The 26,256-nt window shown below is 66.0% G+C and carries 24 protein-coding genes; 9 read left to right on the top strand and 15 right to left on the bottom strand.

Annotated elements, in window-relative coordinates; all coding sequences use genetic code 11:
* Nucleotides 1-58: 58 nt before the first annotated feature.
* Nucleotides 59-1,441 carry an MFS transporter gene (locus HF885_RS02300; protein ID WP_170103361.1) on the bottom strand — a complete coding sequence of 461 codons (1,383 nt, stop codon included), beginning with the start codon at nt 1,439-1,441 and terminating at the stop codon, nt 59-61.
* A 74-nt stretch (nt 1,442-1,515) separates the two neighbouring features.
* Nucleotides 1,516-2,196 carry a TetR/AcrR family transcriptional regulator gene (locus HF885_RS02295; protein WP_170103360.1) on the bottom strand — a complete coding sequence of 227 codons (681 nt, stop codon included), beginning with the start codon at nt 2,194-2,196 and terminating at the stop codon, nt 1,516-1,518.
* 90 nt (nt 2,197-2,286) lie between these two features.
* Here HF885_RS02295 and HF885_RS02290 point away from each other — a divergent pair, with 90 nt between their 5' ends.
* A complete protein-coding gene (locus HF885_RS02290; RefSeq protein WP_170103359.1) occupies nt 2,287-3,816 on the top strand; it encodes a DUF6937 domain-containing protein in 1,530 nt (509 codons plus the stop codon).
* 27 nt (nt 3,817-3,843) lie between these two features.
* On the opposite strand, the gene HF885_RS02285 is transcribed toward HF885_RS02290, so the two are convergent.
* The 3 genes from HF885_RS02285 to HF885_RS02275 all read right to left on the bottom strand — a co-directional run bounded on the left by HF885_RS02285 (nt 3,844) and on the right by HF885_RS02275 (nt 6,869).
* Nucleotides 3,844-5,610: an ABC1 kinase family protein gene (locus HF885_RS02285; protein ID WP_235927257.1), complete on the bottom strand. Its 1,767-nt coding sequence runs from the start codon at nt 5,608-5,610 to the stop codon at nt 3,844-3,846.
* 15 nt (nt 5,611-5,625) lie between these two features.
* Nucleotides 5,626-5,982, bottom strand: a complete 357-nt coding sequence (locus HF885_RS02280; RefSeq protein ID WP_170103358.1) for a hypothetical protein — start codon at nt 5,980-5,982, stop codon at nt 5,626-5,628.
* 158 nt (nt 5,983-6,140) lie between these two features.
* A complete protein-coding gene (locus tag HF885_RS02275; RefSeq protein ID WP_170103357.1) occupies nt 6,141-6,869 on the bottom strand; it encodes an HAD family hydrolase in 729 nt (242 codons plus the stop codon).
* 206 nt (nt 6,870-7,075) lie between these two features.
* On the opposite strand from HF885_RS02275, the gene serC reads away from it, so the two are divergent.
* The 4 genes from serC to HF885_RS02255 all read left to right on the top strand — a co-directional run bounded on the left by serC (nt 7,076) and on the right by HF885_RS02255 (nt 12,608).
* A complete protein-coding gene (serC, locus tag HF885_RS02270) occupies nt 7,076-8,185 on the top strand; it encodes a 3-phosphoserine/phosphohydroxythreonine transaminase (protein WP_170103356.1) in 1,110 nt (369 codons plus the stop codon).
* Between the two features lie 106 nt (nt 8,186-8,291).
* Nucleotides 8,292-9,482: a phosphoglycerate dehydrogenase gene (locus HF885_RS02265; protein WP_170103355.1), complete on the top strand. Its 1,191-nt coding sequence runs from the start codon at nt 8,292-8,294 to the stop codon at nt 9,480-9,482.
* Nucleotides 9,483-9,526: 44 nt separating this feature from the next.
* The gene (locus HF885_RS02260; RefSeq protein WP_170103587.1) at nt 9,527-10,816 is read left to right on the top strand and encodes a DUF1015 domain-containing protein; all 1,290 of its coding nucleotides are present in this window, start codon (nt 9,527-9,529) and stop codon (nt 10,814-10,816) included.
* A 313-nt stretch (nt 10,817-11,129) separates the two neighbouring features.
* Complete coding sequence (locus HF885_RS02255; protein ID WP_170103354.1) at nt 11,130-12,608, top strand: polysaccharide deacetylase family protein; 1,479 nt, start codon at nt 11,130-11,132, stop codon at nt 12,606-12,608.
* 103 nt (nt 12,609-12,711) lie between these two features.
* On the opposite strand, the gene HF885_RS02250 is transcribed toward HF885_RS02255, so the two are convergent.
* Nucleotides 12,712-12,897 carry a hypothetical protein gene (locus HF885_RS02250; protein WP_090844409.1) on the bottom strand — a complete coding sequence of 62 codons (186 nt, stop codon included), beginning with the start codon at nt 12,895-12,897 and terminating at the stop codon, nt 12,712-12,714.
* Nucleotides 12,898-13,384: 487 nt separating this feature from the next.
* Between HF885_RS02250 and hypB the strand changes: the two genes are divergently transcribed.
* The 3 genes from hypB (at nt 13,385) to HF885_RS02235 (ending at nt 17,235) form a co-directional block, all read left to right on the top strand.
* Complete coding sequence (hypB, locus tag HF885_RS02245) at nt 13,385-14,056, top strand: hydrogenase nickel incorporation protein HypB (RefSeq protein WP_170103353.1); 672 nt, start codon at nt 13,385-13,387, stop codon at nt 14,054-14,056.
* Nucleotides 14,057-14,059: 3 nt separating this feature from the next.
* Complete coding sequence (locus tag HF885_RS02240) at nt 14,060-14,404, top strand: hydrogenase maturation nickel metallochaperone HypA (protein WP_170103352.1); 345 nt, start codon at nt 14,060-14,062, stop codon at nt 14,402-14,404.
* A gap of 110 nt (nt 14,405-14,514) precedes the next feature.
* Nucleotides 14,515-17,235 carry a tetratricopeptide repeat protein gene (locus tag HF885_RS02235; protein WP_170103351.1) on the top strand — a complete coding sequence of 907 codons (2,721 nt, stop codon included), beginning with the start codon at nt 14,515-14,517 and terminating at the stop codon, nt 17,233-17,235.
* Nucleotides 17,236-17,366: 131 nt separating this feature from the next.
* On the opposite strand, the gene HF885_RS02230 is transcribed toward HF885_RS02235, so the two are convergent.
* From HF885_RS02230 to HF885_RS02220, 3 genes are all read right to left on the bottom strand, one after another.
* Nucleotides 17,367-18,779, bottom strand: a complete 1,413-nt coding sequence (locus tag HF885_RS02230; protein ID WP_170103350.1) for a Sapep family Mn(2+)-dependent dipeptidase — start codon at nt 18,777-18,779, stop codon at nt 17,367-17,369.
* A 135-nt stretch (nt 18,780-18,914) separates the two neighbouring features.
* Nucleotides 18,915-19,637 carry an SDR family oxidoreductase gene (locus tag HF885_RS02225; protein WP_328804310.1) on the bottom strand — a complete coding sequence of 241 codons (723 nt, stop codon included), beginning with the start codon at nt 19,635-19,637 and terminating at the stop codon, nt 18,915-18,917.
* A 2-nt stretch (nt 19,638-19,639) separates the two neighbouring features.
* The gene (locus tag HF885_RS02220; protein WP_170103349.1) at nt 19,640-20,410 is read right to left on the bottom strand and encodes a VUT family protein; all 771 of its coding nucleotides are present in this window, start codon (nt 20,408-20,410) and stop codon (nt 19,640-19,642) included.
* A 189-nt stretch (nt 20,411-20,599) separates the two neighbouring features.
* Between HF885_RS02220 and HF885_RS02215 the strand changes: the two genes are divergently transcribed.
* A complete protein-coding gene (locus HF885_RS02215; protein ID WP_170103348.1) occupies nt 20,600-21,337 on the top strand; it encodes an HAD family hydrolase in 738 nt (245 codons plus the stop codon).
* Nucleotides 21,338-21,388: 51 nt separating this feature from the next.
* Here HF885_RS02215 and HF885_RS02210 read toward each other — a convergent pair whose 3' ends face one another.
* The 6 genes from HF885_RS02210 to ruvC all read right to left on the bottom strand — a co-directional run bounded on the left by HF885_RS02210 (nt 21,389) and on the right by ruvC (nt 26,252).
* Nucleotides 21,389-22,819, bottom strand: coding sequence for a Sapep family Mn(2+)-dependent dipeptidase (locus HF885_RS02210; protein ID WP_170103347.1), 1,431 nt, complete (start codon nt 22,817-22,819; stop codon nt 21,389-21,391).
* Between the two features lie 145 nt (nt 22,820-22,964).
* Nucleotides 22,965-23,168, bottom strand: a complete 204-nt coding sequence (locus HF885_RS02205) for a cold-shock protein (RefSeq protein ID WP_090844437.1) — start codon at nt 23,166-23,168, stop codon at nt 22,965-22,967.
* 237 nt (nt 23,169-23,405) lie between these two features.
* Nucleotides 23,406-23,795 (bottom strand): hypothetical protein, encoded by a 390-nt coding sequence (locus HF885_RS02200; protein WP_170103346.1) that lies wholly within the window; start codon nt 23,793-23,795, stop codon nt 23,406-23,408.
* A 97-nt stretch (nt 23,796-23,892) separates the two neighbouring features.
* Nucleotides 23,893-24,966 (bottom strand): Holliday junction branch migration DNA helicase RuvB, encoded by a 1,074-nt coding sequence (gene ruvB / locus HF885_RS02195; protein ID WP_170103345.1) that lies wholly within the window; start codon nt 24,964-24,966, stop codon nt 23,893-23,895.
* 3 nt (nt 24,967-24,969) lie between these two features.
* Nucleotides 24,970-25,602, bottom strand: coding sequence for a Holliday junction branch migration protein RuvA (gene ruvA / locus HF885_RS02190; RefSeq protein WP_170103344.1), 633 nt, complete (start codon nt 25,600-25,602; stop codon nt 24,970-24,972).
* A complete protein-coding gene (ruvC, locus tag HF885_RS02185) occupies nt 25,599-26,252 on the bottom strand; it encodes a crossover junction endodeoxyribonuclease RuvC (protein WP_170103343.1) in 654 nt (217 codons plus the stop codon). Before ruvC ends, ruvA begins: the two co-directional genes overlap by 4 nt.
* Between the last annotated feature and the right edge of the window lie 4 nt (nt 26,253-26,256).

Raw genomic sequence — 26,256 nt, 5'->3', positions numbered from 1 at the left:
CGCATCAATCGAAGCCCGTGCGCGTCGCAACATCGGCGCCAATCCATTTGTTGCCACTTTACTCTGTCACAGACACGTCGTTTGTATCGAGCACGGAAATCACGCCAAGGACCTTATCCTCGTGATAGCGCGTGAACACCAATCCCGCTATCAAACAGAACGCCGTTGCGACCGCAGCCGTGAGCCTATACCCAAGTCCGCCCGCGGCGGCAGAGGAGATGGAGGTGAAGAGCACCATCGCAAGGGTCTGTCCAAGCGTCATGCTGAACGTTCGCGCAGCATAGAACATCCCCTCTCGGTTCTCTCCCGTCTGGACGGCATCCGCCTCGGCGATGTCAGCGAGCACCGCCTGGGGCAGGATTCCCAGTATGGCCATGGGAACCGCCGCCAGAACAGCAACGACCACGCCCCACACGATCTGGGGCACTCCGAACTGGCCGCATATAGACGTCACGGCAAACGCGAGGCAGAAGAAGAAAAAGGCAAAGGCGACGAGCTTCTTCTTGCCGATGCGCTTTGCCAGAACGTTTACGGGCGCGTAGAACATGAGGGAGATGAGCGTCATGGCTGCGAAGAAGACGAACGTCCAGGAGTCATCGAAGCCCATCAGCTCCGTGACGTAATATGGCAAGCCCGTCTGGAACATCGTGATCGACACCCAGTACAGGACGTCGGAACCCTCGAAGATCTGGAACTCGCGATTCCTAAAAGTCTTCGCGACGGACTGTCCCATGGGCGTCGAACTTGGCTGCGTGTCCGCATAGAGGTTCTCGTCGATTCCAAAGGCGGGCACGAGCATGCACGCGAGAGCGATAACCGCCAGCACGGCCACCGTAACCCTGAAGCTGGCAACGGGACCCAATGACGGCTCAAGGATTCCCGCCAACGCGGTAACGAGGTAAGCGGCCGCAGTACCCACGAAGTAGGTTACCGAGATGTAAGTCGAGAGGTTGACGCGCAGCTCCTGCGTACGACCGAGCTCGGGGATGAGCGCATTGAAGGGCGTGCAATAGAGCGACAACGTCACATAGAAAAGCATCAGACATACGAAGAGAAGGACATTGTTCGCCACCACGCTCGACGTTCCCGGAATAACGAACACGAAGACAGTCATTGCGGCAAAAGGCGCAGCCGCCCTCCTCATAAAAGGTATCCTTCGCCCGAGCGGACTTGCGAGCGAATCGGACTTGGAGGCGATAAACGGATCGATGAAGCCGTCGAGGAGACGCCCGCATGCCGTGATAATTCCGATGACCGTGAGGCCTGCGAACACTATGCCCTGGGTGATGAAGACGGTCATCCCCTGACTGACGAGCGTATCGGAGGGCATGTAGTAGTAGACGAGCCAGTTGCTGATGATTCCCGAGAGAATCGCCCAGCCAAGCTGTCCGATAGCGAACTTCCTGATCACGGCGCCGTCCGCAAGTCTCTTTTCGCTCATTTCGAATCTCCTTCTGACAGCAAATCCTCACCGTCGCAGACAAGCCCATCGCACGGGCGCCTGAATCCGCCAGCCTACTTCCTCACGTACTTCACGGCCATGTCGACAATGCAGTCAAGCTCCTCCATACCGTCGGAGAAGTCATCAGAGGGGATGACCTCCCCGCGGGCCATCTTCTCCGCAACGCTGACGAGGGCATGCGCGACGCTCTTGTAGAACGTCGCAAAGTCAGGCAGGATCAGCACCGAGCCATCCGAGACGCCCAGCTTATACGCATCGTCGAATATGATGTAAAACGAATCGACCTCGCGACCGTAGCTCTCTAGCTCACCGCCTTCGACCCCCTCGGAAAGAACGAGGTGGTCGAATTCGTCCAGGAAGCTCACAAACTCCCGATTAGCCACATAGTGCGCCCCGTACTCCCTGAGCAGCGTCTCGAGGCGGTCGGCCCCGTTCATGGTAAGGAAATCGTCCGATTCTACGAGCTCGGATATGCGCTCGTTGAACCTCTTCCAGAGAAGAGTGGCAGCCTCCACCGAGAGCCGTGTCTTTGACTTGAAGCGCCTGTATAGGGTCGCAACGCCAACCCCAGACGCATCCGCGATGTCCGTCATCTTCACGCTTGAGAGGCCACCCTCGAGGAAGAGCTGGGCCGCGCACTCCACGACCCACTCGTCGCGCATCGTCTCCGGCCTGGCCCTGACGCCTTGCTGTCCAGCCGCCAACAAGTTCTCTTCCGTCCCCTCGGACGCCATGCTTGACTCCCCCTTTAAGCAAGTGATAGTCTGTCTATCACATTGATAGTCAGACTATCAGCCGTTGACCGCACCGTCAAGGAGGAATCGATGACGACCGGAACTGACAGGGCGAGAAGTGCCTTCGGAAACGTCCAAGACGAGGCCACGTACAGGAAGGCGGTCCGCTCGAAAGAGAAGTTCCTCAGGAAGTTTGGGGATGACTCCAAAGCCGTGTACCACCTAAAGGGTGCGGACGTGCCCGTGATCAGTGAGACATTGGGAGTCAGGAACCTCGTGCTCGCAGATGGATCTGACGCCTTGGACATCCGCGCGGACGCGGCGGCACAGCCGCTGCCCCAGAAGACCGAGAGGACGGTCGCGGCTGCCGGCGGAAGCCCTGTCGTGGTAGGTAACATCCGAATGGGGTTCGGTCACTATCGCATCTCGATGGCCATGGCCTCCGCTGCCCACGCGATGGGCTATACGCCCTATTGGCTCGACCTCGCCTCGTTCAAGGAGAGCACGGGATCGAAGGCCATCGAGTACCAGAACGGCCTCTACTCCATGGGCTCGCGCCTTTCCCAGAGGGTGGGCGTCTTCGACAAGCTGTTCTGGGAGCCGCTGAACAGCGAGGGCTTCAGGAAGCTCTCCTATAATTCTGGAGACCAGAAGAACGCCGAGCTGTGCGTTCCCCTTTTTCGGGACCTCCCGCAAGACGTCCCCTACATCGGCACGCATGTTTGGCCGTCCCAGGCGGCGGTCCATGCCGGTCTCACCCACGTCGTAAACGCCATACCAGACAACTGGCCTATGGCGCTCCACCTCGCGGAAGGGTCGATTCACACCGTTCAGACACCAAGCGCCTACCTCGGGTACCACCAGTTACGCGGCATGGATCCGTCACGTCAGCTGAAGCCAATGCCAAAGGGCTCTCTTGTCTACACGGGACACTACGTCGACCATGAGCTCGTAAGCAACATCGGACGTGACTGCGCGGCGCGCAGGAAACGCGTGCTGGGTGACGGCGCGGTTCGGTACCTCATCTCCGTGGGAGGCGCGGGTGCGCAGCAGGATCTCTTCGCCTCGATAATCGAGCATCTCATCCCATACGTCAGACGCAGTGAGGCGACGCTCTTCGTGAACGTTGGAGACCACAGCGACGTCTGGGACGGCCTCGTGGAATCTGTCCATGGACTCTCCGAGCTCGCCCAGACCCACTTCGACGACTTCTCGGAGGTAAGCTCGTTCGCGAGCCAAGCACTCGACGGAGACGTCTCCGGAATCCACGCATTCTGCGACACGGACATATTCTCGGCCGTCTACAGTTCAAACGTCCTCATGCGTTGCTCAGACATTCTGGTGACGAAGCCGAGCGAGTTCTCGTTCTATCCGGTGCCAAAGCTGATGATTCATCGCGTCGGTGGTCACGAGGCCTGGGGTGCGATTCGCGCCGCAGAAATCGGAGACGGAACATACGAGATGGATGATACGGACGAGGTCCTTTCGATGATAGACTCGCTCCAATCGGACAGGGACCTTATCTCGTTCATGTGCGACCGTATCGAGCAGGCAAATGCCATAGGAGTGTATGACGGAGCCTACAAGGTCGTAGAGCTCGCAGTCAACGGAATCGAATAGCAGCTCTTCGTGGGGCGCCACGGCCTTCTACCTGCGGTGCCTGTTCTCCTTGACGACTTGGTGCACAATCCACAGTCCGAGCGCAAGCGCGAGAACGTAGCCGAAGAACCCGATCACGGGAATGCCGAAGACCACGGGCTTGATGCGCGCGTAATACACGACCGACGACCCGATGAACAGGCCGGCGATGATGATGCCGAGCGTCAGACGATCCGCCGCGCGCGCCATGTCGCCGATGGGGTCCTGGTATCCGTCGAGCCCAAGGTTCATGCGCAGCTGCCCACGCGTGAGCATGTTCATTGCCGTGGACACCTGCGAAGCCGCGCCAAGCAGGCCATGCGTCGCAGCTATGGACTCGCGCGTCAGGCGCTTGAGCTCTCTCTTGGAGACGTCGACGGGGTCGGCGTGGGACTTCACGTGGGCGCGTACGATGTCGATCATGGACGTTCCCGGAAGGAACTCGTCCACGACGCCCTCGAGCGTGACGAGCGACCTCGCGAGCATCGTGACGGTGCCCGGAAGCTCGATGCCGTTCTTGCGTGCCATCGAAATAAGCGAGTTGAGGAAGGCGCCGATGTCGAGGTCCGAGAGGTCCGCCTCGCCGTAGTTGTCCAAGATCGAGTCAAGGTCGGCAAGCAGGCCGGGGTGGTCGACCTCGGAGGTGTCGGAGACCGAGAAGCGCAGCAGGCCGTTCTTGAGCCCGACGGAGTCTCGCAGGGCGACGGCGTTCACCATGTCCGTCATGGCGGCCCTGTCATGGGCGGACAGCCTCCCCATGATGCCAAGGTCGAGGTAGACGATCTTGCCGTCCTTAACCACCAGATTGCCGGGATGTGGGTCCGCATGGAAGAAGCCGTCGTCCAGCATCTGGCTCGTGTAGTTGTCGACGAGCTTCGCGCCGATCTCCGAGAGGTCGTAGCCCTCGGCCTTCAGGCGCGCCGTCTTGTCGATGGGTATGCCCTCGACGTAGTCCATCACCACGACGTGCTCCGTGCAGAGCCGCGGATATGGCTTCGGGCAGTCGATGAACTTGCATCCCGCGTTGTTGCGCCGGAACTCCTCCAGGCTCCTCGCCTCGACGAGGAAGTCCGTCTCCTCCCGGAAGGACTGCCACAGCTCGTCCACCACGGACTGCAGGTCGAGCACCTGCTCGTCCCCCATGACGATGGCGCTTCTCTTCGCGAGCGAGCGCATGATGGAGATGTCCTGCGCCATGATCTCCTTCACGTGGGGGCGCTGGACCTTCACCGCCACCGTCTCCCCCGTCACGAGACGCGCCTTGTGCACCTGCGCCACGGAGGCGGAGCCGAGCGGAACGTCGTCTATCGCGTCGAACAGCTCCTCGATGGGGGTGTCGTACTCCGCCCTGAGGGTGGAGAGCACCTCCTCGCGGTCCATCGGCTCGACATCGGTGCGTAGCTTCGTAAGCTCGTCGCAGAAGCTCTGCGGCAGAATCTCCGATCGCATCGAGAGAATCTGCCCCGCCTTCACGAAGGTGGGGCCAAGCTCCTCCAGAAGCTTGCGCAACGTGACGGGCGTAAGCCCGTGGAGGACGTCGTAGTGGCTCGCGATCCTGAGAATCTCGCGCAGGCGGGCGGCCTTCTTCGCGCGCGTGATCCTATATGGTCCAGCGTCCATGCTCCGCCCACCCAGGATACCTATCGTTCCCGCATCACGGGTGTTCGTCTTCGAGACGCTCTCGTACCACTTGCCAAGGTACTCGACGTCGTCCAGCTCGTTTATATCGAAGTCGCCCGAGGAATTGCCGGGGACTGGCCTTTTGTCCTCTGCCAAGAAAGTGGCTCTTCCCTACTCCGCGGGCTTGTCCTTCTCGGCGTCGTCGGCATCCTCGACCTCAACCTCAACGGGCTCGGCATCGAGGTCGTCGGCAATCTTCTGGGCGCTCTTCACCCAGGCGGCGCGCTCCTCCGGCGTCATGGTCTTCAGCTTCGCGCGCAGGACCGCCTCGGAAGTGTCGCCGGCGGCGTTCTTGATGGTGTGCTTGAGCTCCTCGTTCACGGCCTTGCCCTGGGCCACGGTGAGCTCGCCCTTCTCGACGAGCTTGCTCACGATCTCCGTGGACTTCTCGGCGCCGGTCGCCACCGCGCCGACACCCACCAGGAACAGCTTGCGGACGCCATCGCCCAGATCGTCGAAACCAGCCATGTTGACCCCTCTCCTTGGGACGGCATACAGTTTGCCGCGCGGCGCGCGGACCATGCTCATGCTTGTACCCCCAAGCCGCGGGCGCTAGACGCACCGCATCCGCGAGCGGCAGGGCGGCTCGGGCGGGTGCGCGGGCCCCGTGGGTACGTCCTGGCACGTCAGCGGCCGAGAAGGGCGCGTCCAAGCTCCTCGACGCTTCCCACCACGACGCAGGCGCCGGCCTCCTCGAGCTCCCCGAGCGGCGCGGTCCCGCCGTACGTCACGCCCACGCAAGGCACGCCGCACGCAAGCGCGGCGTCCACGTCGAAGTGGCGGTCGCCCACCATGACGGCGTCGGCCGAGGCGGCGCCGAGGTCGTCGAGCACCGCGGCCAGCGTCGCCGCCTTGCTCTGCTGCGCGTCGGATTCCTTGCCGCGCACGACGTCGAAGCGCCCGAGCAGCCCCTCGTCCGAAAGCGCGCGGCGCAGGAGCGCCGTCCTCTTGGAGCTCGCCACCGCAAGCCGCCTGCCGGACGCCCTGAGCTCGTCCAGCAGCGCGCCCATGCCGGGAAACGCCGGCCACGCCTCGGGACCCAGCGCACCGTACCGTTCGCGGTAGCGACGCGTCACCTCGCGCGCGTCCGCCTCGGAAAGCCCGAACACCATGCTGAATGCCTGCGGGAACGGTGGGCCCACGAGCTTGGGGCAGTCCGCGAGCCGCTCTGGGGGAAGCCCCCATGCGCCCAGGACGTGGCGCGCCACGGCCACGATCGAGGGAAGCGTGTCCGCGATCGTGCCGTCGAAGTCGAACACGACGACGCCGCGGGATGCGGGGTCCGCGTGTCTCAGCCGAGGCGTCGCCTCCGTTGCGCAGATACCCGAAGCCGCACGCCCGCTCTTCTCGCCCATCTGACCCCCAACCCGCAGGGCGCCCCGTGCGCCCGCCTTCCGTGCGCCCACCAGCATAGCGCGGACGGGGCGCACCCGCGCGGGGCGGGCCCATGTGCCATGTGGCTAGAGCGTTAGTTTCCACGTCTGAAACACGGGTACGTTAGTGTGTCTAACAATGTGCCCGCATGGGGCGGGTGCGAAGCCGTTTCGACAGGGAGGTTTGGATGGCACGCGCGTTTAACTTTTCCGCGGGACCCTCGGCTCTGCCCGAGGTGGTCCTGAAGGAGGCCGCCGCAGAGATGCTCGACTACGGGGGCTGCGGCATGTCCGTCATGGAGATGAGCCATCGATCTTCCACCTTCCAGTCGATCCTGGACGACGCGGAGCAGACGCTCAGGCGCCTGATGGGGATCCCGGACGGCTACCGCGTCATGTTCATGCAGGGCGGCGCGACGCTGCAGTTTGCGTGCGTGCCCATGAACCTCATGCGCGGCCGTCACGCAGGATACCTGGTGGCGGGCAACTGGTCGAAGAAGGCCTGGCAGGAGGCGTGCAAGTACGGCCAGGCGGACGTGCTCGCAACGAGCGAGCCCACGGGCTTCGACCGCACGCCACGCCTGGAGGGCGCGGTCGACCAGTCGCTGGACTACGTCTACCTCTGCCAGAACGAGACCGTGTACGGCACGATGACGCGCGAGCTGCCCGACACCGGCGACGTGCCCGTCGTGGCGGACGTCTCGAGCATGTTCCTCTCGTGCCCCGTGCCCGTGGAGCGCTACGGGCTCATCTACGCCGGCGTGCAGAAGAACGCCGGTCCCGCGGGCAACACCGTCGTGATCTGCCGCGACGACCTGATCGGCGACGGCCCGGCGCTTGGCGGCATCGTGCCGACGTACATGGGCTACCGGCTGCAGGCCAGCAAGGACTCGCTGTACAACACACCGAACGCGTGGGGCATCTACATGTGCGGGAAGGTGTTCCACTGGATCGAGAACACGGGCGGCCTTGCCGCCATGGAGGCCAGAAACTGGGAGAAGGTCAACCGCCTCTACGGCTACATCGACGGAAGCTCGCTCTTCTCGCCCATCGCGAGGCCGGACTCGCGCTCCATCGCGAACGTGACGTTCCGCTGCCCCACGAAGGAGCTCGACGCGGAGTTCGTGGCGGGCGCCGCAGAGCGCAACATCGTGGGCGTCAAGGGCCACCGCATCCTGGGCGGCATGCGAGCGAGCTGCTACAACGCCGTCCCGGCGAAGGCCGTGGACGCGCTTCTGGACTACATGCAGGACTTCGAGCGCACGCACGCCGCGGACTGCCGCACTGACGCGCGCTAACGACTCCGACGATGCCGGCGCCGCCGGCATGCACCACAGACAAGACCCGACGCGGCCCCGTGGGGCCGCGCACGAGACAGGCCCCACGGGGCACGAAGGAGACCCGATGCGCTACGTAAAGATATTCGACAACATCGCGAAGCAGATCACCCGAGACGGCGTCGCGGAGCTGGGCGACGGCTACCAGAAGACCGACGACGTGAACCAGGCGGACGCCATCCTGATACGCGCCTCTGACATCCGCGACCTCGACTTTGGCCCGAACGTCCGCTGCGTCTCGCGCTCCGGCGCCGGCTACAACAACATCCCCATCGAGCGCTGCGCAAGGCAGGGCATCGTGGTGTTCAACACGCCGGGCGGCAACTCGAACGCCGTGAAGGAGCTGGTCGTGGGCATGATCCTGGTCAACTCCAGGGGCACGCTCGACGGCATGCGGTGGGTCCAGAGCAACGCGGACGACCCGCAAATCGTGAAGGACGCCGAGAAGAACAAGAAGGCCTTCGTCGGACGCGAGGCCATTGGCCGCAAGGTCGGCGTCGTGGGCCTGGGCGCCGTGGGCTCGAAGGTCGCGAACGCCCTGGAGGCGCTGGGGCTCGACGTGTACGGCTACGACCCGTACCTCTCCGTCGAGCACGCGTGGCAGCTCAACCGCAACGTGAAGCGCGTCGACTCGATGGCGGAGCTCTGCCGCAACGCCGACTACGTCACGCTGCACGTCCCGTCGAAGGACGACACGCGCCACATGATGGGCGCCGAGATGATTTCGCTCATGAGCGACGGCGCCATGCTCATCAACTACGCGCGCGCCGACATCGTGGACGAGCCCGCGGTGGACGCGGCGCTGCGCTCCGGCAAGCTCGGGCGCTTCGTGTGCGACTTCGCGACGCCCATGACCACGAAGATGCCGAACACCCTCATCACGCCGCACATGGGCGCGTGCACCGCCGAGGCCGAGGCCAACTGCGCCAGCATGGCCGTGAGCCAGATGAAGGACTACCTGGAGCAGGGCATCATCAGGAACTCCGTCAACTACCCGGACTGCGACATGGGCCCGTGCCACACCGGCGGCCGCATCGCCGCGCTGCACGACAACGTGCCGAACATGATCGGCCAGATCTCCGGCGCGCTGGCGCAGTCGAACGCGAACATCCAGCGCATGTCGAACGAGGCGCAGGACGGCAGCGCCTATACTCTTATCGACACCGACCAGCCGGTGGACGCCGCCACGATGCAGAAGCTCCGCGCCATCCCCGGCGTCTATCGCATCAGGCAGATCGTCCCGGCAATCACCCGCTAGCACCCCGCGCTGGCGACGGCAGGCCCCACGTGGAAGGAGACCGCATGCGCGTCGAGCCCATACGCTGTTACCGTCCGGCCCCGGACAAGGCGGCGACGTTCGCGTCGCTGCCGTACGACGTGTTCGACCGCGCGCAGGCGGCCTCCTACGTGCAGAGGCACCCGGGCTCGTTTCTGGCCATCGACCGGCCGGAGACGTCCTTCTCGTCCGACCACGACATGTACGCCCCGGACGTATACGCGAAGGCCGCGGAGCTGCTGCGCCGCGCCGCGACGGACGGCACGCTGCTGCGCGACGAGACGCCGTGCTACTACGTGTACCGCCTCGAGCAGGACGGCCGCGCCCAGACGGGCGTGGTGTGCGCAGCCTCCGTGGACGAGTACCTTGACGGCACGATCCGGCGCCACGAGAACACGCGCCGCGACAAGGAGCAGGACCGCGTGGAGCACATCCGCGCGACCGGCGCCCAGACGGGCCCGATCTTTTTGGCGTACCGCGACAACTTCGCGATGGACACGCTGGTGGGCCTTGCGTCCACGGCCGAGCCCCTGTACGACTTCACGGACGAGGAGGGCGTGCACCAGACCGTGTGGCGCGTGGCGCGGCCGGCGGCCGTCGAGGCCATGACGGCGACGTTCGCCACCGTGCCGTGCGCCTACATCGCCGACGGCCACCACCGCGCCGCCTCCGCCGTGCGGGTGTGCCAGGAGATGCGCCAGGAGGCAGCCCGCAAGGCGGGCCGCGCGGGCGAGAAGGGCGCGGCGCCCGGCGCCGAGGCGTCCCCGGCGCCATACGACTCCTTCCTCGCGGTCATGTTCCCCGCGAGCCAGCTGAAGGTCATGGCGTACAACCGCGTGGTGACGGACACGGCCGGCCTTGCGCCGGCACAGCTCGTCGAGCGCATAGGGGTCGCCGGCTTCGAGGTCGGCCCCGCCCAGGACTCCCCCGCCGAGCCCTCCGCCCGCCATGGCTTTGGCCTCTTTGTGGGCGGCGCGTGGCATGCCATGCGCTTCTCGCCCGAGGCGGTCGCGTCGCTTCCGGCGGACGACCCCGTGGCGACGCTCGACGTGTCCATCCTGCAGGACCGCGTGCTGGGGCCGATCCTTGGGATCGAGGACCCGCGCCAGGACGGTCGCATCCGCTTTGTGGGCGGCATCGAGGGCCCGCAGGCGCTGGAGCGCCTTGCCGGCGCGGACGGCGTCGCGTTCTCGCTCTTCCCCACGTCCGTGGACGAGCTCATGGCCGTATCCGACGCCGGGCTGCTGATGCCGCCGAAGTCGACGTGGTTCGAGCCAAAGCTCCGCAGCGGCCTCTTCGTTCGCAGGCTGCGGTAGCGCTGTCTGCGGCGGGCACGCCGCGACGGCAGATGGCTTTTTTGGACGGGCACGGCCTGGCGCCGCGCCCGTCTTTCTTGTGCTGGCGCACCATTTGGGCCCACATTTTTGCCTTGCGTTCCAAGGCGGCGCGCGTCAGGTGCGCGTCACTCGTTCGTATTGTTCTTTAGGGCGCATGTAACTTGGCAAACGCAAAGGACGCCTATATGGTGTGCAAGTTTCAGCCGACTTTGTGAATGCGTCCCGCGTCGCGCAGGCATGCTATGCTTGTTCGGCTTTGGAAGCGAAACGCAGAAGAATTGGACGCGTGACCATGGCACAGACTGACTCCCACGGCCCCCAGCGGGCCGAGCACGTACGTAAGAGCCCCGCGCAGGGAAAGGACGCCCCCAAGGGGCGGAGAAGCGCCCGGCCGCAGGGCGCGCGGCGCGCCTCGGGGCGCGCGGGGTCTTCCCGCGCAGGCGAGGCGGGGCGACGCAAGGCTCGCGGTCAGGAGCGGCGCGACGTGTACTACATCCCAACGACATCGAAGGTCGGGGGCGCCGCGGACGCGCGCCGCGGGTCGGCCGAGAGCCGCTCTGACAGGGCGGCCTCGAGCAAGACGCCGGCGTTTCTCGCCCTGGCGCTCATCCTTGTGCTGGGAGGCGGCGCCTGGCACCTGTGGACGAACCGCACGGTGAGCGTGACCATCAACGAGAAGAGCTACGACGTGCGCATAGACAGCACGCTTGCGGAGGCGATTCGCGACCAGTCCATCCACACGAAGCCCGGAAACTACGTGAGCGTGAGGGGCGACGTCCTGAAGGCGGGCGGCGGCGAGCCGTTTGACGCCACGGTGGGAAAGAGGACCCTCACGGGCAAGGCGGCCCAGGAGTACCGCGTGAGGGCGAACGACAAGATCACACTCTCTGCGGGCAGGGACGTGATGGAGCCGCACACGAAGAAGGTCGAGACCGAAGCCCCGAAGCTGGTGATGAAGGGCGGCTACGGCCCGATCGCCTACGTGAGGGACTGGGGCACGCCCGGCAGGGTCGAGCGCCTCACCGGCAAGAAGTCGAAGCAGGTGGCGGAAATCGTGAAGTCGAAGACCGTTGACACGGAGGTCTACCTGCGCACGCCCATTCCCGAGGGCGACAAGAAGCTCGTGGCGCTCACGTTTGACGACGGACCGAGCGACAAGTACACCCAGCAGTACCTTGACATCCTGAGGAAGCACAACGCGAAGGCGACGTTCTTCTGCCTTGGGAGGCAGGTGCAGGAGTTCCCACAGCTCGCGAAGGCGATCGTGGACCAAGGCAGCCAGATTGCAAGCCACACGCAATCGCACAAGCAGCTGACGAAGCTGGGTTCCGACGAGCTGAGGACGGAGTTCAACACCGCGTTCAAGGCAATAAACGACGCGACGGGCGTAGACACGACGGTCTTCCGCCCGCCGTACGGCGCGTTTACCGAGAGGACGTGGCTCGCGGCCGGCGGCATCCCCTCCGTCTCGGTCACGTGGACGCAGGACTCGCGCGACTGGGCGCGCCCCGGCGTGGACGCGATCGTGAAGAACAGCCTGGCGAACGTCAAGTCCGGCTCCATCATCCTAATGCACGACGGCGGCGGCAACCGCGACCAGGACGTGGAGGCCCTGCCGAAGATCATCGAGTCGCTCCAGAGCGCGGGCTACACCCTCGTCACGATTGACGAGCTCATGGCATCGGACAGCACCATCCCGAAGTCCATCCAGACCGGCGACGCGAAGATGCCGAAGGGCGTCACGTGGCCGACGGAGCTGGGAGACGCATAGCGTCTGTGCAGGGCCTCATGGGTGCGAAAGCAAAGGGTCCGCAGCCGGTTGGTTGCGGACCCTCTTGTATGACGCCTGTATGAGCGCTACCTGCCAGACATTGCTACGCCACGCGCGGAACCTCGGTGGGGTACGTCGTCGCGTTGGGGTCGGGCTCGATCCTCCCCAGGGCTTTTCGCACCAAGAACCTGATGATTCCGGTGACGACCATTATTGCGGCAAGAGCCGCCACGAAGCCGAGCATGGTGTAGATGATGAACAGAACCGTCTGCATCGAGAAGGCACCCATAGACCCCTCCGTTCGATTGAATCGTTCCGCACGCGCCAACGTGCCCTTCAAATTACGTTTTACATGGTTTCTGATAATGTTTCAAGTGTGTTTCACGCTTTTCCAAGCGCGTCAAACGTACAGGTAAATGGCCTTTATGCATGTGCCCATATGGAGGAGCCGCGCATGTGCGGCACCTTGATTTAACTCAAACTCTTATACATGAAACTATTTTGCCCGACGCCGGGATCGGCCTTCCGCCACGTCGGCGCTCCGCCTGCCCACGGCCAGGGACCCCATTGCGTCGCGGGGCGCAGCCATGCGGGTAACACACCAGGGGTGAGTTTGCGGCGTCTTGCGAGCTGGAGCCGGGTATGTATCGCGCGCATTCCGTCGCGGGCTCTGCACACTGCGAAACGGCAATGCGAAACTGTGGCCCAGGCCCTCGCATCGCGCCCCCGCGCGCACCCGCCTCCTGTATCATGGACGAAAACGATAGGAGGAAAAGATGACCGACCCGATCAAGGTAATCGAAGTCAAGGAGAGCGTGTTCGCGAACAACGACCGCGAGGCCGAGGCGCTCCGCGCGCGCATGCACGACGCGGGCACGCTCATGATCAACCTCATGAGCTCGCCGGGAGCCGGAAAGACCACGCTCCTCTCCGCCACGCTGCGCGCCCTCGCGGACGAGATGAACATTGGCGTGATGGAGGCGGACGTCGACTCTGACGTGGACGCCTACACCGTGCAGGAGGCCGGGGCGAAGGCGATCCAGCTGCACACCGGCGGCATGTGCCACCTCGACGCGGCCATGACGGAGCAAGGGCTCAACCAGCTGGGCTACCAGGACCAGGACCTCGTCGTGATCGAGAACGTGGGCAACCTCATCTGCCCCGCGGAGTTCGACACGGGCGCCGGCAAGAAGGTCATGATTCTCTCGGTCCCCGAGGGCGACGACAAGCCGCTGAAGTACCCCCTCATGTTCGAGGTGAGCGACCTCGTGCTCATCAGCAAGGTGGACACGCTGCCGTACTTCGACTTCGACAAGCAGAAGCTCGAGCAGAACGTGCACCTGCGCAACCCGAATGCCAAGATCATCTACCTCTCCGCGAAAACCGGCGAGGGCATGGACGAGTGGCTGGACTGGCTGCGCGACGCCGTCCGCGACTGGAAGGCCTAGCGCATGCACGAGCTGGGAGTGGTGTTCGCGGCGATGGACACGATCGAGGACGTTGCCCGCGAGAACGAGCTTTCGCGCATCAGCTCCGTCACCATGTGTCTGGGCGAGGTCTCCGGCATACTGGAGGACTACTTCGTGGACTGCTGGAAGTGGGCGCAGCAGAAGAGCGACCTGCTGCGCGACTCCACGCTGCAGGTCGAGCAGATCAAGGCCGTCACCGTATGCAACGCGTGCGGCCACACGTACGAAACGGTGCGCTACGGTCGCACGTGCCCGCACTGCGGAAGCGACCAGACGGTGCTCCTGCGGGGCAACGAGTGCGAGATCAAGCAGATAGAGGGCTGTTAGAGACTGGTAACGCACTGGTAGACGGCCGTGCGATTGGGTATGAGAAACGAAAGACACTTATGGGGGCGGCGCTTCGCCCCCTAACCCATGGCACTTAGGTGGTTCACGGCATGACACACGACAGATTCTCGTCGCGGCACATACTCCTTCCGGGCGCAGGGGCGCTCGCCCTGGTGGCGGCGCTTGGCTGCTACCAGTCCGTCGCGCTGGACAGCGTTGGCTGGGCGCTCACCGCGGGCGTCGCGGCCCTTGGCGCAAGCACGATCCTGGCGTTCACCAGGTCTGCGGCACAGGACCGGCAGGCACGCAGCGGCCAGGCGCAGGCGGCGACTCCCCCGCATGCGGCAGCCCAAGGCGCCCACGCGGCGCCGGGCGAGAAGGACGGGGCGCCTGACGCCGCGGCCGCCCCGTCGCACCAGGGGCCTGCGCAGCCGCAGCCCGGCGCGGCCACGGCCGAGCTTGCCGTGACCGCGCCCGCGGGCGCACGGCCGGCGCACGCTCCCGCCGCCGAGCGCGACGACGTCGCCGCACCGGCAGAGGCCGCGCAGGCAGAGGAAGCCTCCACCACGGACGCCGCCGCGGGCAACGAGCCCGCCATCGCCCGCTCGCAGCTGGACTACGACGCCGTGAGCGAGCGCATCGTGCAGAGCCCGGACCCGCTTGCCGAGCTCAAACTGCTGGTGGGAGACATCCGCACCCGCATGGCCCAGACCGACGGCGAGGACGCCGCACGCGAGCTTGACGCGGCCCGTCTCCCCGGAGACGCGCCGCTGGTGCCCGCGACGCGCGACTCCGGCGGTGCCGCGACCCCGGACGCCGCGATTCTCTCGCCCTCCCCCGTTGAGCGCTTCGTGGCGCGGATGCTGGTGGAGGCGGGGCTCTTCTCGACCGACACGGAGCTGCCGCGCATGTCCGTGGTGCGCTCGCCGCACTCGCAGATGCTGTTTGTGCGCGTTGAGCAGCGCGAGCTCTCGTACCTGGCACGGCTGCGCGTGCTGAAGATCGAGGCGGCGCTGAACGCGATGCGCTACGCGTGCACGTACTTCGACGACCCGCACGACGTTACGGAGGCCGACTGCTACAAGCTGACGCAGGGGCTCGCCACGTCGGTGTGCGCGCAGTCGCCGGGGCTGGACGTGCCGCTGGAGTCCGAGGAGGGCGAGGACCCGGACGGCGAGTGGGCCGTGCGGCGCAAGATCGCCGCCGCCATCGAGGACATGCAGCTGCCATACCGCCTTGAGCAGCACTTTCGCGTGAACGTGGCCGACGGCAACGTTGGCTTCCACGTGGACCTGACGCCGGAGCGCGTGTTTCCCTCATCCGTGTTCGTCGCGGGGCTCGGCGTGGTGCAGAGCTCGCGCGAGATGCGTCGCAAGGCGGCGTCCGCCTACGCCCAGCGCGTGGCCATACTGCTTGCGGCGACGGCGTTTCGCGCCTCGCGGAAGATCCGCCACGCCTGGGTCATAGGCACGGTGGACGACGCCCACGCGCACCGCTGCTACCTGTGCGTCGACTTCGACCGGTGGCGCTTCGGTCGGCTTGACCTGAACCACGTGGACGACCTCCCGCGCACCATGAGGCCGTTCGTTCCCAACATGCGCGTCGAGAATGACATCCTCCGTCCCGTGGAACAGACCGTGGACCTTTCCGACCCCCGCTTCAGCCCCACGTGGCGCCACATGCCCGTCGGCCTTTCCAGCCGTCGCCTTCCCAAGCGGCTCGCGCGCGCCCTGGGCGCCCCAAGCGTGAGCGGCCTTGCGATCGAGGAGGCGGACAAGCGCAGCCTCATCGCGGGCGACATCATGCTGAACCTGTGCCCACCGGAGGAGCGCGACGCGACGCAGCGCAACGTGCGCATGGTGATGGAGCTTGCCGGCAACGACCCGGACCCCACGGTGCGCTCCGCGGCGGAGCGCCTGGTGAGGGGCATGATTGACGGCACCGTGGGTACGGACCCCACGGACATCGGCGAGGAGTTCGTGCGCGGCGACGCGCTGGACAGGGCGTGCGAGCGCGCGAAGGACTGTCTCACCAGGCACGATGCCGCCGGGGCGAAGGACGTGCTAGAGCCCGTGGTAAGCCCCGTGGACGCAGCCGGGCTCTTCTCGGACGGGGGCGGCGTGGTGTGGCGCTACTTCGCGAGCTACGTGGACCGCACGCTGTACAACCGCCAGCACGCGGACGACGGGCGAGCGCTTCTGCTGGTGCCGGACGCGTACTTTGCGGCGCACTTCTACCTCTCCGTCGCGAGCCTCGCCCTGAGGCAGACGCACGCCGCGCTTGCCCACGCGCGCCGGCTGCGCCAGATGGCGCCGCTGGACAAGCACGCGAACCTGCAGCTGGTGCGCTGCCTGGAGGAGGCGGGCCGCACGGACGAGGCCATGGCGACCCTGACGGAGTTCCTGAGGGGCGCGCACGACCCCGAGGCCATAGGGCTCGGCTACTATCGCATGGCGTCGTTCCAGATGGCCCGCGGCAACACGCTCGCCGCGCAGGCGTGCTACCAGAGCGCCATGAGCTTCATGCCCTCCATCACGCCCGTCGTGGTGATGGAGGTGACGGGCATTGCCGCGCAGTCCCAGGGCGAGAGGGGCGGGCTTGCCCTGAGCCCCATGTCGCAGCAGGAGGTCGAGGCGACGCTTGGCTACCACGGCGTGCCCGTCGCGCCGACGGACGAGGTGTCGAAGACGTTCCTGGAGTGCACGCGCGCGTCAATGGACGCGGAGGTCTACCCCGTGGCGCGAAACTTCGTGAGCGTGCTCGCCGCGTTCGACCCGGACGACGTGATACTGCAGGTGCTGGACTCCATGGAGGGCGTTCCCGACCAGTAGCGCCGCGCGCCGGTTTACGGACCCACGCAGAGCGCGAATGGAAAGCGCCCCGGACACGCGCGCCACGGTCTGGCACGGTGCCCGGGGCGCGGTTGTGCCCAGAGCAAGGATCGCCCGAAGGCGGGAGCCCCCTAGAACTCGAGCCTCATGAGGCGCGCGATGGACACGATGTAGATCTGCAGCGCGCGCTTGAGCTGCTCCTCGCTGAAGCCCTCGTCCGCGGAGTGCTCGGCGCCCACCCAGTCGGGCATGGGGAACGCCGGGTCGTTCGGGCCGAAGGAGCCTCCGGCCTTGAAGTGGCGCGCGTACGTGCCGCCGCCGATGCAGAAGCCCTTCGCGTCGCGGCCCGTGTACTCGTTGTACGTCCTCACGAGCGTCTGCATGGCAGGCGTGTCCGGGTCGGTGAGGAACGGCACCATGTCGAGGTCTACATGTATGGTGCAGCCGTGCTCGGCCGCGAGCGCCCCCACGCGACGCGTAATCTCCTCGCCGGTGATGTTCGTGGGGTAGCGGCTGTCGAGCGTCTGCTCGAAGCGGCCGTCCTTGGTGGCGATGGTGCCGCCGATGCACGTCAGGGGGTCGAAGTACTCGTCCTGGCACGCGATGCCCAAAGTAGAGCCGTCCGTGGAGCCAAAGACCAGCCTCTCGAACTGGAGGAAGTCCTTCTCGCCCGCGGAGCACAGGTCGTTCTGCAGCAGGTAGTCGACGAGAAGACCGATGGCGTTGATCGAGCCCTGTGGCGTGGACGCGTGGGCGCCGATGCCGTGGGCCGTGAGGCGCGCCAGCCCCTCCCCCGCGCTCTCGACGTCTATGCGGTCGGCGGACTGGAGCTTGGACGCGTCCGCACGCACGACGGCCGTGGCCTCGCCAGCGACGGCGTTGCCGACGGTGCCACCCTGGAAGTCCACGATCACGTCCGAGACGGGCTTGGAGGTGACGGTCGCGGACCAGCCGCCCTTCTCGCCGTAGATGAGCGGAAAGTCCGCGTCCGGTGAGAACAGGAACTCGGGCTGGTCGAAGTTGTCGAGGTACCACTCGACGTCGGCCATCTCGGTCTCCTCGTTGTTGCCGACGATGCAGCGCAGCGTGTACGGAAGCCGCTCGCCCGTCTCGCGCGCGAGGTCCGCGAAGAACTTCGCCGCGTAGAGCGAGAGGGTCGTGGGGCCCTTGTCGTCGAGCACGCCGCGGCCGATGAGGTAGCCATCCTTGCGGGTCACCTTGAACGGCTCGAACGTCCAGCCGGTGCCGGCAGGGACGATGTCCGTGTGGCCGATGGTCGCGATCTGCTTGGGGGACGCGCCGGGGACGTCCGCGTAGCCGATGTGGCCGTCGCAGTTGTGGGCGTCGAGCCCCAGGCGCGCCGCGATCTTCACGGCGGTGTCGAGCGCCTCGAACGGCGCGGGGCCGTACGGCTTGCCGGGCTCGGCGTGGTCGAGGTCCTCGACCGAGTTGATCCGCACCAGGGAGTCGATGTCCGCGACGACGTCCTCCCAGTTCTTCTCGACAAACTCACTCGCGCGTTGCTTGAGCTCCTCGTCCGTCATGGAAACCTCCGCATATATGTGTTGCCGTATCCAATACCCACCCAGTGTAACAGGCTGGCAACAATCACGGACGCGTCTTCCGCGGGCGGCGCGGGCGGACGCGCGCGCGGAACGACGGGCACGAGGCCGGCGCTATCACTCGGTCGGCTTGTGCCCAACCTCGACGTCCGGCCACACGAACTGGGCGTTGCCCGCCTCTCCCCCGTCGACGAGGAGGCTCTGCCCCGTCATGAAGCGGTTGGTCACGCCCACGAAGTACACCCACTCCGCGATCTCGCGCGGGGTGGCCCAGCGGCGCAGCGGCGTGAGCGCCATGATCTTGCCCCAGAGCTCCGGGTCGTCCATCACGGGACGGTTGAGATCCGTGAGGACGCCGCCGGGGTCGACGCTGTTTGCGATGGCCTGCGGCGCCAGGCGCAGCGCCAGGTTCTTGGTGTACGCGATGATGCCGCCCTTGCTAGCGGCATAGTGCGGGAACTCCGAGCCGTTATGACCGGACGACGACCCGACGTTCACCACGGAGCGCACCCGCTCGCGCGGGCGCGAGACGCTCTGAAACGCGTAGCGCTCGCACACGTTGATCGCACCCTTGAGGTTGACGTCTATGTCGTCCGGGGTGTCCTGGACGCCGGCGCACGTGACGATGACCTGCGGGGACAGGTCGGGAAGCGACGCGGCGTCGCGCACGTCCGCGATGTGGTGGCGATAGCGGGCGTGCTCCACCGTCGCCGGCACGACGTCGAGGCCGTCCACGCGGTGCCCGCACTCGAGGAAGAGCTCCGAGACCGCGCGACCGATGCCGCCGGAGGCACCGGTCACGAGCACGTCCATGGGCTGCCGCCCGTCCCGCGCGCCCACGGCTACGCCTCCCTCGCGACGGTGGCGTCCGCCACGGCCGCCGGGGCCGCGTCCTTCTCGCCCTGCGCGTCGAGGTACGCCTGGCCGACGCCGTCGCGCTCCCACTGGCGCACGACGCGGAACCCGATGGGGCTGAGCACGACCTCGCACAGCAGCTCGACGAGGGCGCCGGTGACGGAGCAGCCGAGCACCTGCGCCCACGTCCAGCCGAAGAACGTGTGGCTGACGATGACGGCGAACGTGAGGTTGTCTACGAGCTGGCCCACGAGGGTGGAGGCGTAGGAGCGCACGGCGAACGTACCAAAGCTGTCCTTCGCGAACTTGCCGCCGATGAACTGGTTGAGCAGGGAGTTCGTGACGGACGAGAGGAGCATGGATATCGAGCTGCCAAGGACCACGTACCAGCTGCCGCCGAACGTGGCGTTGAGGCCCGCGTCCACGGGAGCGAGCCCGGAGGAGTAGTACGCGCCCCAGTGACCGGGCGCGAGGCTGACGAGCCACAGCAGCGCGACGACCGCGAGGTTGCACGCGAGCGCGAACACGGAAATCTTGATGGAGGCCTTCGCCCCGAAGCGTTTGGTGATCATGTCCATGCAGAGGAACGAGACCCAGCTGAGCGTGATGCCGCAGTCGAGCGCAAGGTACGGAAGCGAGACGAGCTCCTTGTTGGCCAGCAGGTTCATGAGGACGACGCTCAGCACGAAGAGCGTGACGTTTGTGCTGGGCACGTTGCGCAGCAGCAGCCGATAATCCCTGAGAAAGTCCCTGAGCATGCGATTGTCTCCTTTGGTTTTAGGTTTAGCGAGCAGGATTTAGGAACCGAACTGCTCGGCGGGCGTTTGCACCCGCATAGGACGCACGATAGACTAGCATATCTCACGGCGGTCGCGCACGCGCCCGCTCGCGCACGGCACGCGGACCGCCCACACGCTCCACCCATACACCAGGCGACGGAGGCTCCCATGGACCCATCCCAACACGACGCGTCGAGAAGGACCGAGAACCCGGGGGCCAAGAGGGCGCCGTGGCTTGCGGGAAGGGCCCCCGCGGCGCTGTGGCCGCCGCGCTTTGGTGCCGCGATATTCGACTTCGACGGGACGATATCCGATACCGCGGCCCTGTGGCGCAAGGTGGACGAGGCGTTCTTGGGGTCACGCGGCCTCCAGGTTCCGCCGGACTACGCGCGCACGCTGTCCGTGCTGGGCTTCGAGGCCGGCGCGCGCTACACCATCGAGCGCTTTGGCCTGCGCGAGTCCGTTGAAGACATCTGCGACGAGTGGAACGCCATGGGACGCGCGCTCTACAGGGACGAGGCCCAGCTGCGCCCCGGCGCCGAGGCCTACATCCGCGCGCTGCGCGGGCGGGGCGTTTCCGTCGCGCTCGCGACGACGAACGACCCGGACGTGCTGGACTCCATGCGTGGCATCGACATGGACGCACTCTTCGAGACGAGGGTCCACGGCAAGGACGTGCCCGTGCCAAAGAGCAAGCCGGACATCTACCTGGAGGCGGCGCGACGCCTGGGCGCCGCGCCCGGGGACTGCATCGTGTTCGAGGACCTCGCCGTAGGCATACGGTCCGCGCGTGGCGCCGGCATGCTCACGTGCGGCGTACGCTCGAACGACCCGACGCAGGACGTGGAAGAGGTCCGCACGGTCGCGGACCTCTTCCTGGACGACTGGCGCGACATAGCGCTGTAGGGGCGCCGGCGACGCCGGGCCCAGGTGCCGCACGCGAGCGGCGCGCCCGGCCTAGAGCTCGAGCCTCATGAGGCGCGCGATGGACACGATGTAGATCTTGAGCGCCCGCCGCAGCGTCTCCTCCGCGATGCCCTCGTCGGGACCATGCTCCGGCCCGACCCACGCCGGCAGCTTCGCCTCCGGGTCGTTCGGGCCAAAGGCGCAGGCGCGGCTGAAGTTGCGCGCGTACGTGCCGCCGCCGATGACCATCGCCTCCGCCGGCCTGCCCGTGTACTCGTGGTACGTGTCGAGCAGCGTCCTGATCTCGGGCGACGTGGGCTCGATGTAGAACGGGACCTTCACGCCGTCCACGTCGAACGCAAGGCCATGCTCCTCGCCGAGCGTCGCGAGCGCGCAGGCAATCTCTTCGTCCATGGTCGAGGTGGGATAGCGCGAGTCGACCGTCTGCACGAAGCGGCCTCCCTCGGTGCGCACCGTTCCCCCGATGCAGGTAAGGGGGCCGAACTTCTCGTCCGCAGACGCAATGCCCACAGAGGATCCGTCCGTGGACGCGGCGCACAGCAGGTGCTCGAACGAGAGGAACGCACGCTCGCGCTCGGAGCAGACGTCGTGGTCCAGGAGGTAATCCACGAGCACGCCTATGGCGTTAACGGTTCCCGCCGGCAGGGACGCGTGGCCGCCGATGCCGTGCGCGACGACTCTTGCGAGCCCCTCGCCCGCCGGCTCGACGTCGATTCCGTCTGCCGAGGGAAGCTCGCCCGCGGCAACGCGCACGAGTGCGGTCGCCTGGCCGGGGATCGCGTTGGCGACCGTTCCGGCGTCAAGCTCCACGATGCGGCTGCCCGGGGTGTCGCCCGCGATGACCCCGCTCGTGAAGTGACCGTGGAAGACGCCCTTCTCCCCGCAGATGAGCGGGAAGTCGGCGTCGGGCGTGAACGCGAACGCGGGCTCCTCGTAATGGGCGAGGTACCACTTGAGGTCGCCCATCTCGCATTCCTCCTCGTTGCCCACGAGGCAGCGCAGGGTGTACGGCAGCGGGCTGCCGGTCTCCTCCGCCTTGCGCTTGAAGAAGTGGGCCGCATAGAGCGAAAGCACGAACGGGCCCTTGTCGTCCAGCACGCCACGGCCGATGAGATAGCCCTCGCGACGCGTCACATCAAACGGGTCGACCGTCCATCCAAGACCCTCGGGAACGACGTCCGTGTGGGCGATGGTCGCGATCTGGCGATCCGACGCACCCGGAAGGTCGGCGTAGCCTATGTAGCCGTCGCACTCGTGGGCGTCCAGCCCCAGCCTCCGTGCGATGCCGAGCGCCGCCACAAGCGCATCGTGGCTCCCCTTGCCCCAGGGCATGCCCGGGCCCGCCGTCTTGGGGTCTCGAACGGAGCGAATCCTCACCAGCGTGCGGATGTCCCCGACCGCGTCCTCCCATATCTCGTCGACGTAGGCGTCGACCTCCTGCTTGAGCTTGTCGTCAGGCATGCTTCCTCCATCTCTCGTGTCGTTGTGCGAGACCCATGGTACACGTCGGGTCAAGCTCATGGCCTCGCCCTTGGCGGACGTAGGGTCCGCACATCAAAAAAGGGACCGCCGAAGCGGTCCCCATTCAGCTCTTCTAGATTCGTGATTAGAGCTTACGGACGTTGGAAGCCTGGAGCTTGCCGTTCTGGCCAGTGGTGATATCGAACTCGACAGCCTGACCCTCGTCGAGAGTCTTGTAGCCGTCCATCTGAATCTCGGAGTAGTGGACGAACAGGTCGTCGCCGTCCTCGCGAGAGATGAAGCCGTAGCCCTTGTCGGCGTTGAACCATTTAACAGTACCCTGAGCCATGTCGTGCCTTTCTTTCTTGTTCCGCAAGGGAACATGAACGCTGCGCTTTCGCGCGATACATTGTGCAACCCGCCCTACGGCGCGTCACGAGGGATATATTACCCCAAAGACCACGCTACCTCTCCCACAAACCGTTTACGGACGAAATTCGACCCTAAATTGAATCATTGCTTCCCGAAACCCAAAGGCAGCTGCATGAAAGCACGGGCTGACGTACTTCCACACCGTTCTCTCACACTATGACAGCTCCGACTCGAGCTCCTCGAACTCCTTTGGCACAGAGCCGTCCGCATGGAACGCCCGCGCGATGGCCGAGGCCTGCGCCTGCCTAAGGGACGCCTCGGTGGCGTCTCCCTGCCGCTCGTAGGCGAGCGCGACCTTGTCCAGCGCGTATGCGGCGTACGCCGCCACGGACTCCCCCACGCCGGACAGCGTCATCATGGTGACGAGCGACTGCGGCGAGAGCGCCATGGCCGTCTGCGCGTCCAGGTCGAGCAGCTCCCCCACGGCGCGCTCCACCTCGCCGACGCGGGCGAAGTCGCCGTCGCAGAGCACTCCCCGCAGGCTCGCGCTCACCGCCTCCACAAAGCGACTGATCACCTCAAGAAGATAGTCGTGCTGCAGCATTCCACCCTCCAAACCGTGGTCCCGCAGCGACCCAGCGCCGCAAGGCCTCGCCCGTCTCGTCACCGACGAGCGTAGCATATGCCCAGAACCGCAAGCCCTACCTCGTGGCAGGCGGAACGACCCCAAGGTGCTCGAACGCGAGCTGTGTGGCCTGCCTGCCTTGTGGGGTCCTGATGATGAGGCCGGTCTGAAGCAGGTAGGGCTCGTACACGTCCTCGAGCGTCGCGGGATCCTCACCCACGGCGCTCGCGACCGTCGTTAGCCCCACGGGCCTGCCCCTGAACGTCTTCGTGAGGGCCGTAAGAATCTTCACGTCCATCCAGTCGAGACCCATCTCGTCGATCTCGAAGAACTTCAGCGCCTCGGCCGCGATGTCCCACGTGATGCTTCCCTCGGCCTTCACCTGCGCGTAGTCGCGAACGCGCTTGAGGAGCCTGTTCGCAAGGCGCGGCGTGCCGCGAGAGCGCGAGGCGATCTCGAGCGCACCCTGCTGATCTATGTCCACGCCGAGGATGCCCGCCGACCTCACGACGATGCGCGCAAGCTCCTCCGTCGTGTAGTAGTCGAGACGGTAGCTGATACCAAAGCGGTCGCGCAGCGGACCGGTGAGAAGACCGGTCCTCGTGGTCGCGCCGATGAGCGTGAAGCGCGGCACGTCCAACCTGATGGACCTTGCGGCGGGCCCCTTGCCTATCACGATGTCCAGGAAGAAGTCCTCCATCGCGGGATAGAGCACCTCCTCCACCTGGTGGTTAAGGCGGTGTATCTCGTCCACGAAGAGGATGTCTCCCTCCTCGAGGTTCGTGAGGATTGCGGCAAGGTCGCCGGTCCTCTCGATCGCGGGACCCGACGTCGTGTGGAGCTTCGCCCCCATCTCGTTCGCCACCACGCCCGCGAGCGTCGTCTTGCCTAGGCCCGGCGGTCCCGAAAAGATGACGTGGTCAAGGGGCTCGTTCCTCTCCTTCGCGGCCTGGATCAAGACCCGGAGGTTCTCCCTCACGCGTTCCTGGCCGCAGTAGTCGTCGAGCGACTTTGGCCTCAGCGTGCGGTCTACGTCGAGATCGTCCGCAGTGAGCTCCGCCGTGACGGACCTGGGGCCCGTCTCGTGCATGCCCCGCATCCCCGCCGTTCCCGCATCGTCGAACAGGTCGTCCCTACCAGCTTCCCACATGGCCTATGCCCCGCTTCCCAGCCGCTTGAGCGCGTACGACAGCACCTGCTGTATGGTCGTCGCCCCCGCCTCCTCGTGGCCCTGCAGCGCGAGCTCGACCTCCTGCGACGTGAAGCCCATGGAGAGGAGCGCGTCGGTCGCCTCCGCCTGCACCGGAAGCGCGGGGGCGGACGCGACGACGTCGCCGTGCGATGGCTGCGAGAGGCCGACGAGGCTCCTGAGCTCGGCGTCCTTCTGGAACACGCCCTCGAGCTCCACGAGCAGCCGCTGGGCCTTCTTCTTCCCGACCCCTGACACCTGGCTCATGCGCCCGACGTCCTCCGTGGCGACGACCGTTGCGAGCTCCTGCGGCCTGAACGTCGAGAGCACGGACAGCGCGAGCTTCGGGCCGACCCCCGAGATCGCGACGAGCCGGTCGAAGAGCGCCCGCTCCTCGCGTGACGAGAAGCCATACAGCTCCATGGCGTCCTCGCGCACGATGAGCCTCGTCAGAAGCGTGACGCCAGCCTCCCCCGCAGGAGGAAGCGACGCCGCCGTGTTCGCCGAGACGCCAAGCTCGTATCCGACGCCGTTTACGTCCAGCACGACGTGCGTCGGCAGGACCTCCAAGAGCGTTCCCGTTAGCCTTACTATCATCTGCTGCTCCTCCTGCTCGCCCGCGTGGAGAAGAGCGGGTCGCCCTTGCCCTGAGCGCGTGCTATGTTCGCGGCAGTCGCTGCCGCAGTGATCTGACGTGCCGCCTCCGCGTCGGCCTCGCGCTGGGCCCGCTCCTGCTCCCTCAGCTGGTCCGTCGCGACGGCGCGCGCGATGTTCCTCGTGCGCTTGAGGTTCGCGTAGCAGATAGCCGCCGCGAGCGCGTCCGCGGCATGGTCCGGCTTCGGGTCGTGGTCGAGGCCCAGTATGTTGCGCACCATGTAGATGACCTGCCGCTTGTCCGCAGAGCCGGTGCCCACGACGGCCTGCTTGATCTGCATGGGCGTGAACTCTCCCACGGCAAGCCCGGCGTTCGAGCACGCGACAATCGCGGCGCCGCGCGCATGGGCCGTGGCGATGGCGGAGCGCGTGTTCTCTCCGAAGAAGATCCTCTCTATCGAGAGCTGCGAGGGATGGTAGCGAACGATGACCTCCGTGAGGTCGTCGAAGATCCTTCCGAGCCGCTGGTCGATGGGCTCGGAAGCCTTCGTCGTGACGCAACCATAGGCGCGGGCACGACAGAGGGAGCCGCGCGTCTCGACCACGCCCCACCCCGTATGCGCAAGGCCTGGGTCTATGCCAAGTATTATCACTATG

This window comes from Parafannyhessea umbonata (assembly GCF_012844235.1).
Lineage (GTDB): Bacteria > Actinomycetota > Coriobacteriia > Coriobacteriales > Atopobiaceae > Parafannyhessea.
The sequence above is the reverse complement of the archived record's forward strand: the minus strand, read 5'-3'. Positions and strand labels throughout refer to the sequence as shown.

Bases quoted from the DNA above. Each gene is read 5' to 3' on its own strand.
- HF885_RS02300 (WP_170103361.1), bottom strand. From the start codon at position 1,441: ATGAGCGAAAAGAGACTTGCGGACGGCGCCGTGATCAGGAAGTTCGCT.
- HF885_RS02295 (WP_170103360.1), bottom strand. From the start codon at position 2,196: ATGGCGTCCGAGGGGACGGAAGAGAACTTGTTGGCGGCTGGACAGCAA.
- HF885_RS02290 (WP_170103359.1), top strand. From the start codon at position 2,287: ATGACGACCGGAACTGACAGGGCGAGAAGTGCCTTCGGAAACGTCCAA.
- HF885_RS02280 (WP_170103358.1), bottom strand. From the start codon at position 5,982: ATGGCTGGTTTCGACGATCTGGGCGATGGCGTCCGCAAGCTGTTCCTG.
- HF885_RS02275 (WP_170103357.1), bottom strand. From the start codon at position 6,869: ATGGGCGAGAAGAGCGGGCGTGCGGCTTCGGGTATCTGCGCAACGGAG.
- serC (WP_170103356.1), top strand. From the start codon at position 7,076: ATGGCACGCGCGTTTAACTTTTCCGCGGGACCCTCGGCTCTGCCCGAG.
- HF885_RS02265 (WP_170103355.1), top strand. From the start codon at position 8,292: ATGCGCTACGTAAAGATATTCGACAACATCGCGAAGCAGATCACCCGA.
- HF885_RS02260 (WP_170103587.1), top strand. From the start codon at position 9,527: ATGCGCGTCGAGCCCATACGCTGTTACCGTCCGGCCCCGGACAAGGCG.
- HF885_RS02255 (WP_170103354.1), top strand. From the start codon at position 11,130: ATGGCACAGACTGACTCCCACGGCCCCCAGCGGGCCGAGCACGTACGT.
- HF885_RS02250 (WP_090844409.1), bottom strand. From the start codon at position 12,897: ATGGGTGCCTTCTCGATGCAGACGGTTCTGTTCATCATCTACACCATG.
- hypB (WP_170103353.1), top strand. From the start codon at position 13,385: ATGACCGACCCGATCAAGGTAATCGAAGTCAAGGAGAGCGTGTTCGCG.
- HF885_RS02240 (WP_170103352.1), top strand. From the start codon at position 14,060: ATGCACGAGCTGGGAGTGGTGTTCGCGGCGATGGACACGATCGAGGAC.
- HF885_RS02235 (WP_170103351.1), top strand. From the start codon at position 14,515: ATGACACACGACAGATTCTCGTCGCGGCACATACTCCTTCCGGGCGCA.
- HF885_RS02230 (WP_170103350.1), bottom strand. From the start codon at position 18,779: ATGACGGACGAGGAGCTCAAGCAACGCGCGAGTGAGTTTGTCGAGAAG.
- HF885_RS02220 (WP_170103349.1), bottom strand. From the start codon at position 20,410: ATGCTCAGGGACTTTCTCAGGGATTATCGGCTGCTGCTGCGCAACGTG.
- HF885_RS02215 (WP_170103348.1), top strand. From the start codon at position 20,600: ATGGACCCATCCCAACACGACGCGTCGAGAAGGACCGAGAACCCGGGG.
- HF885_RS02210 (WP_170103347.1), bottom strand. From the start codon at position 22,819: ATGCCTGACGACAAGCTCAAGCAGGAGGTCGACGCCTACGTCGACGAG.
- HF885_RS02205 (WP_090844437.1), bottom strand. From the start codon at position 23,168: ATGGCTCAGGGTACTGTTAAATGGTTCAACGCCGACAAGGGCTACGGC.
- HF885_RS02200 (WP_170103346.1), bottom strand. From the start codon at position 23,795: ATGCTGCAGCACGACTATCTTCTTGAGGTGATCAGTCGCTTTGTGGAG.
- ruvB (WP_170103345.1), bottom strand. From the start codon at position 24,966: ATGTGGGAAGCTGGTAGGGACGACCTGTTCGACGATGCGGGAACGGCG.
- ruvA (WP_170103344.1), bottom strand. From the start codon at position 25,602: ATGATAGTAAGGCTAACGGGAACGCTCTTGGAGGTCCTGCCGACGCAC.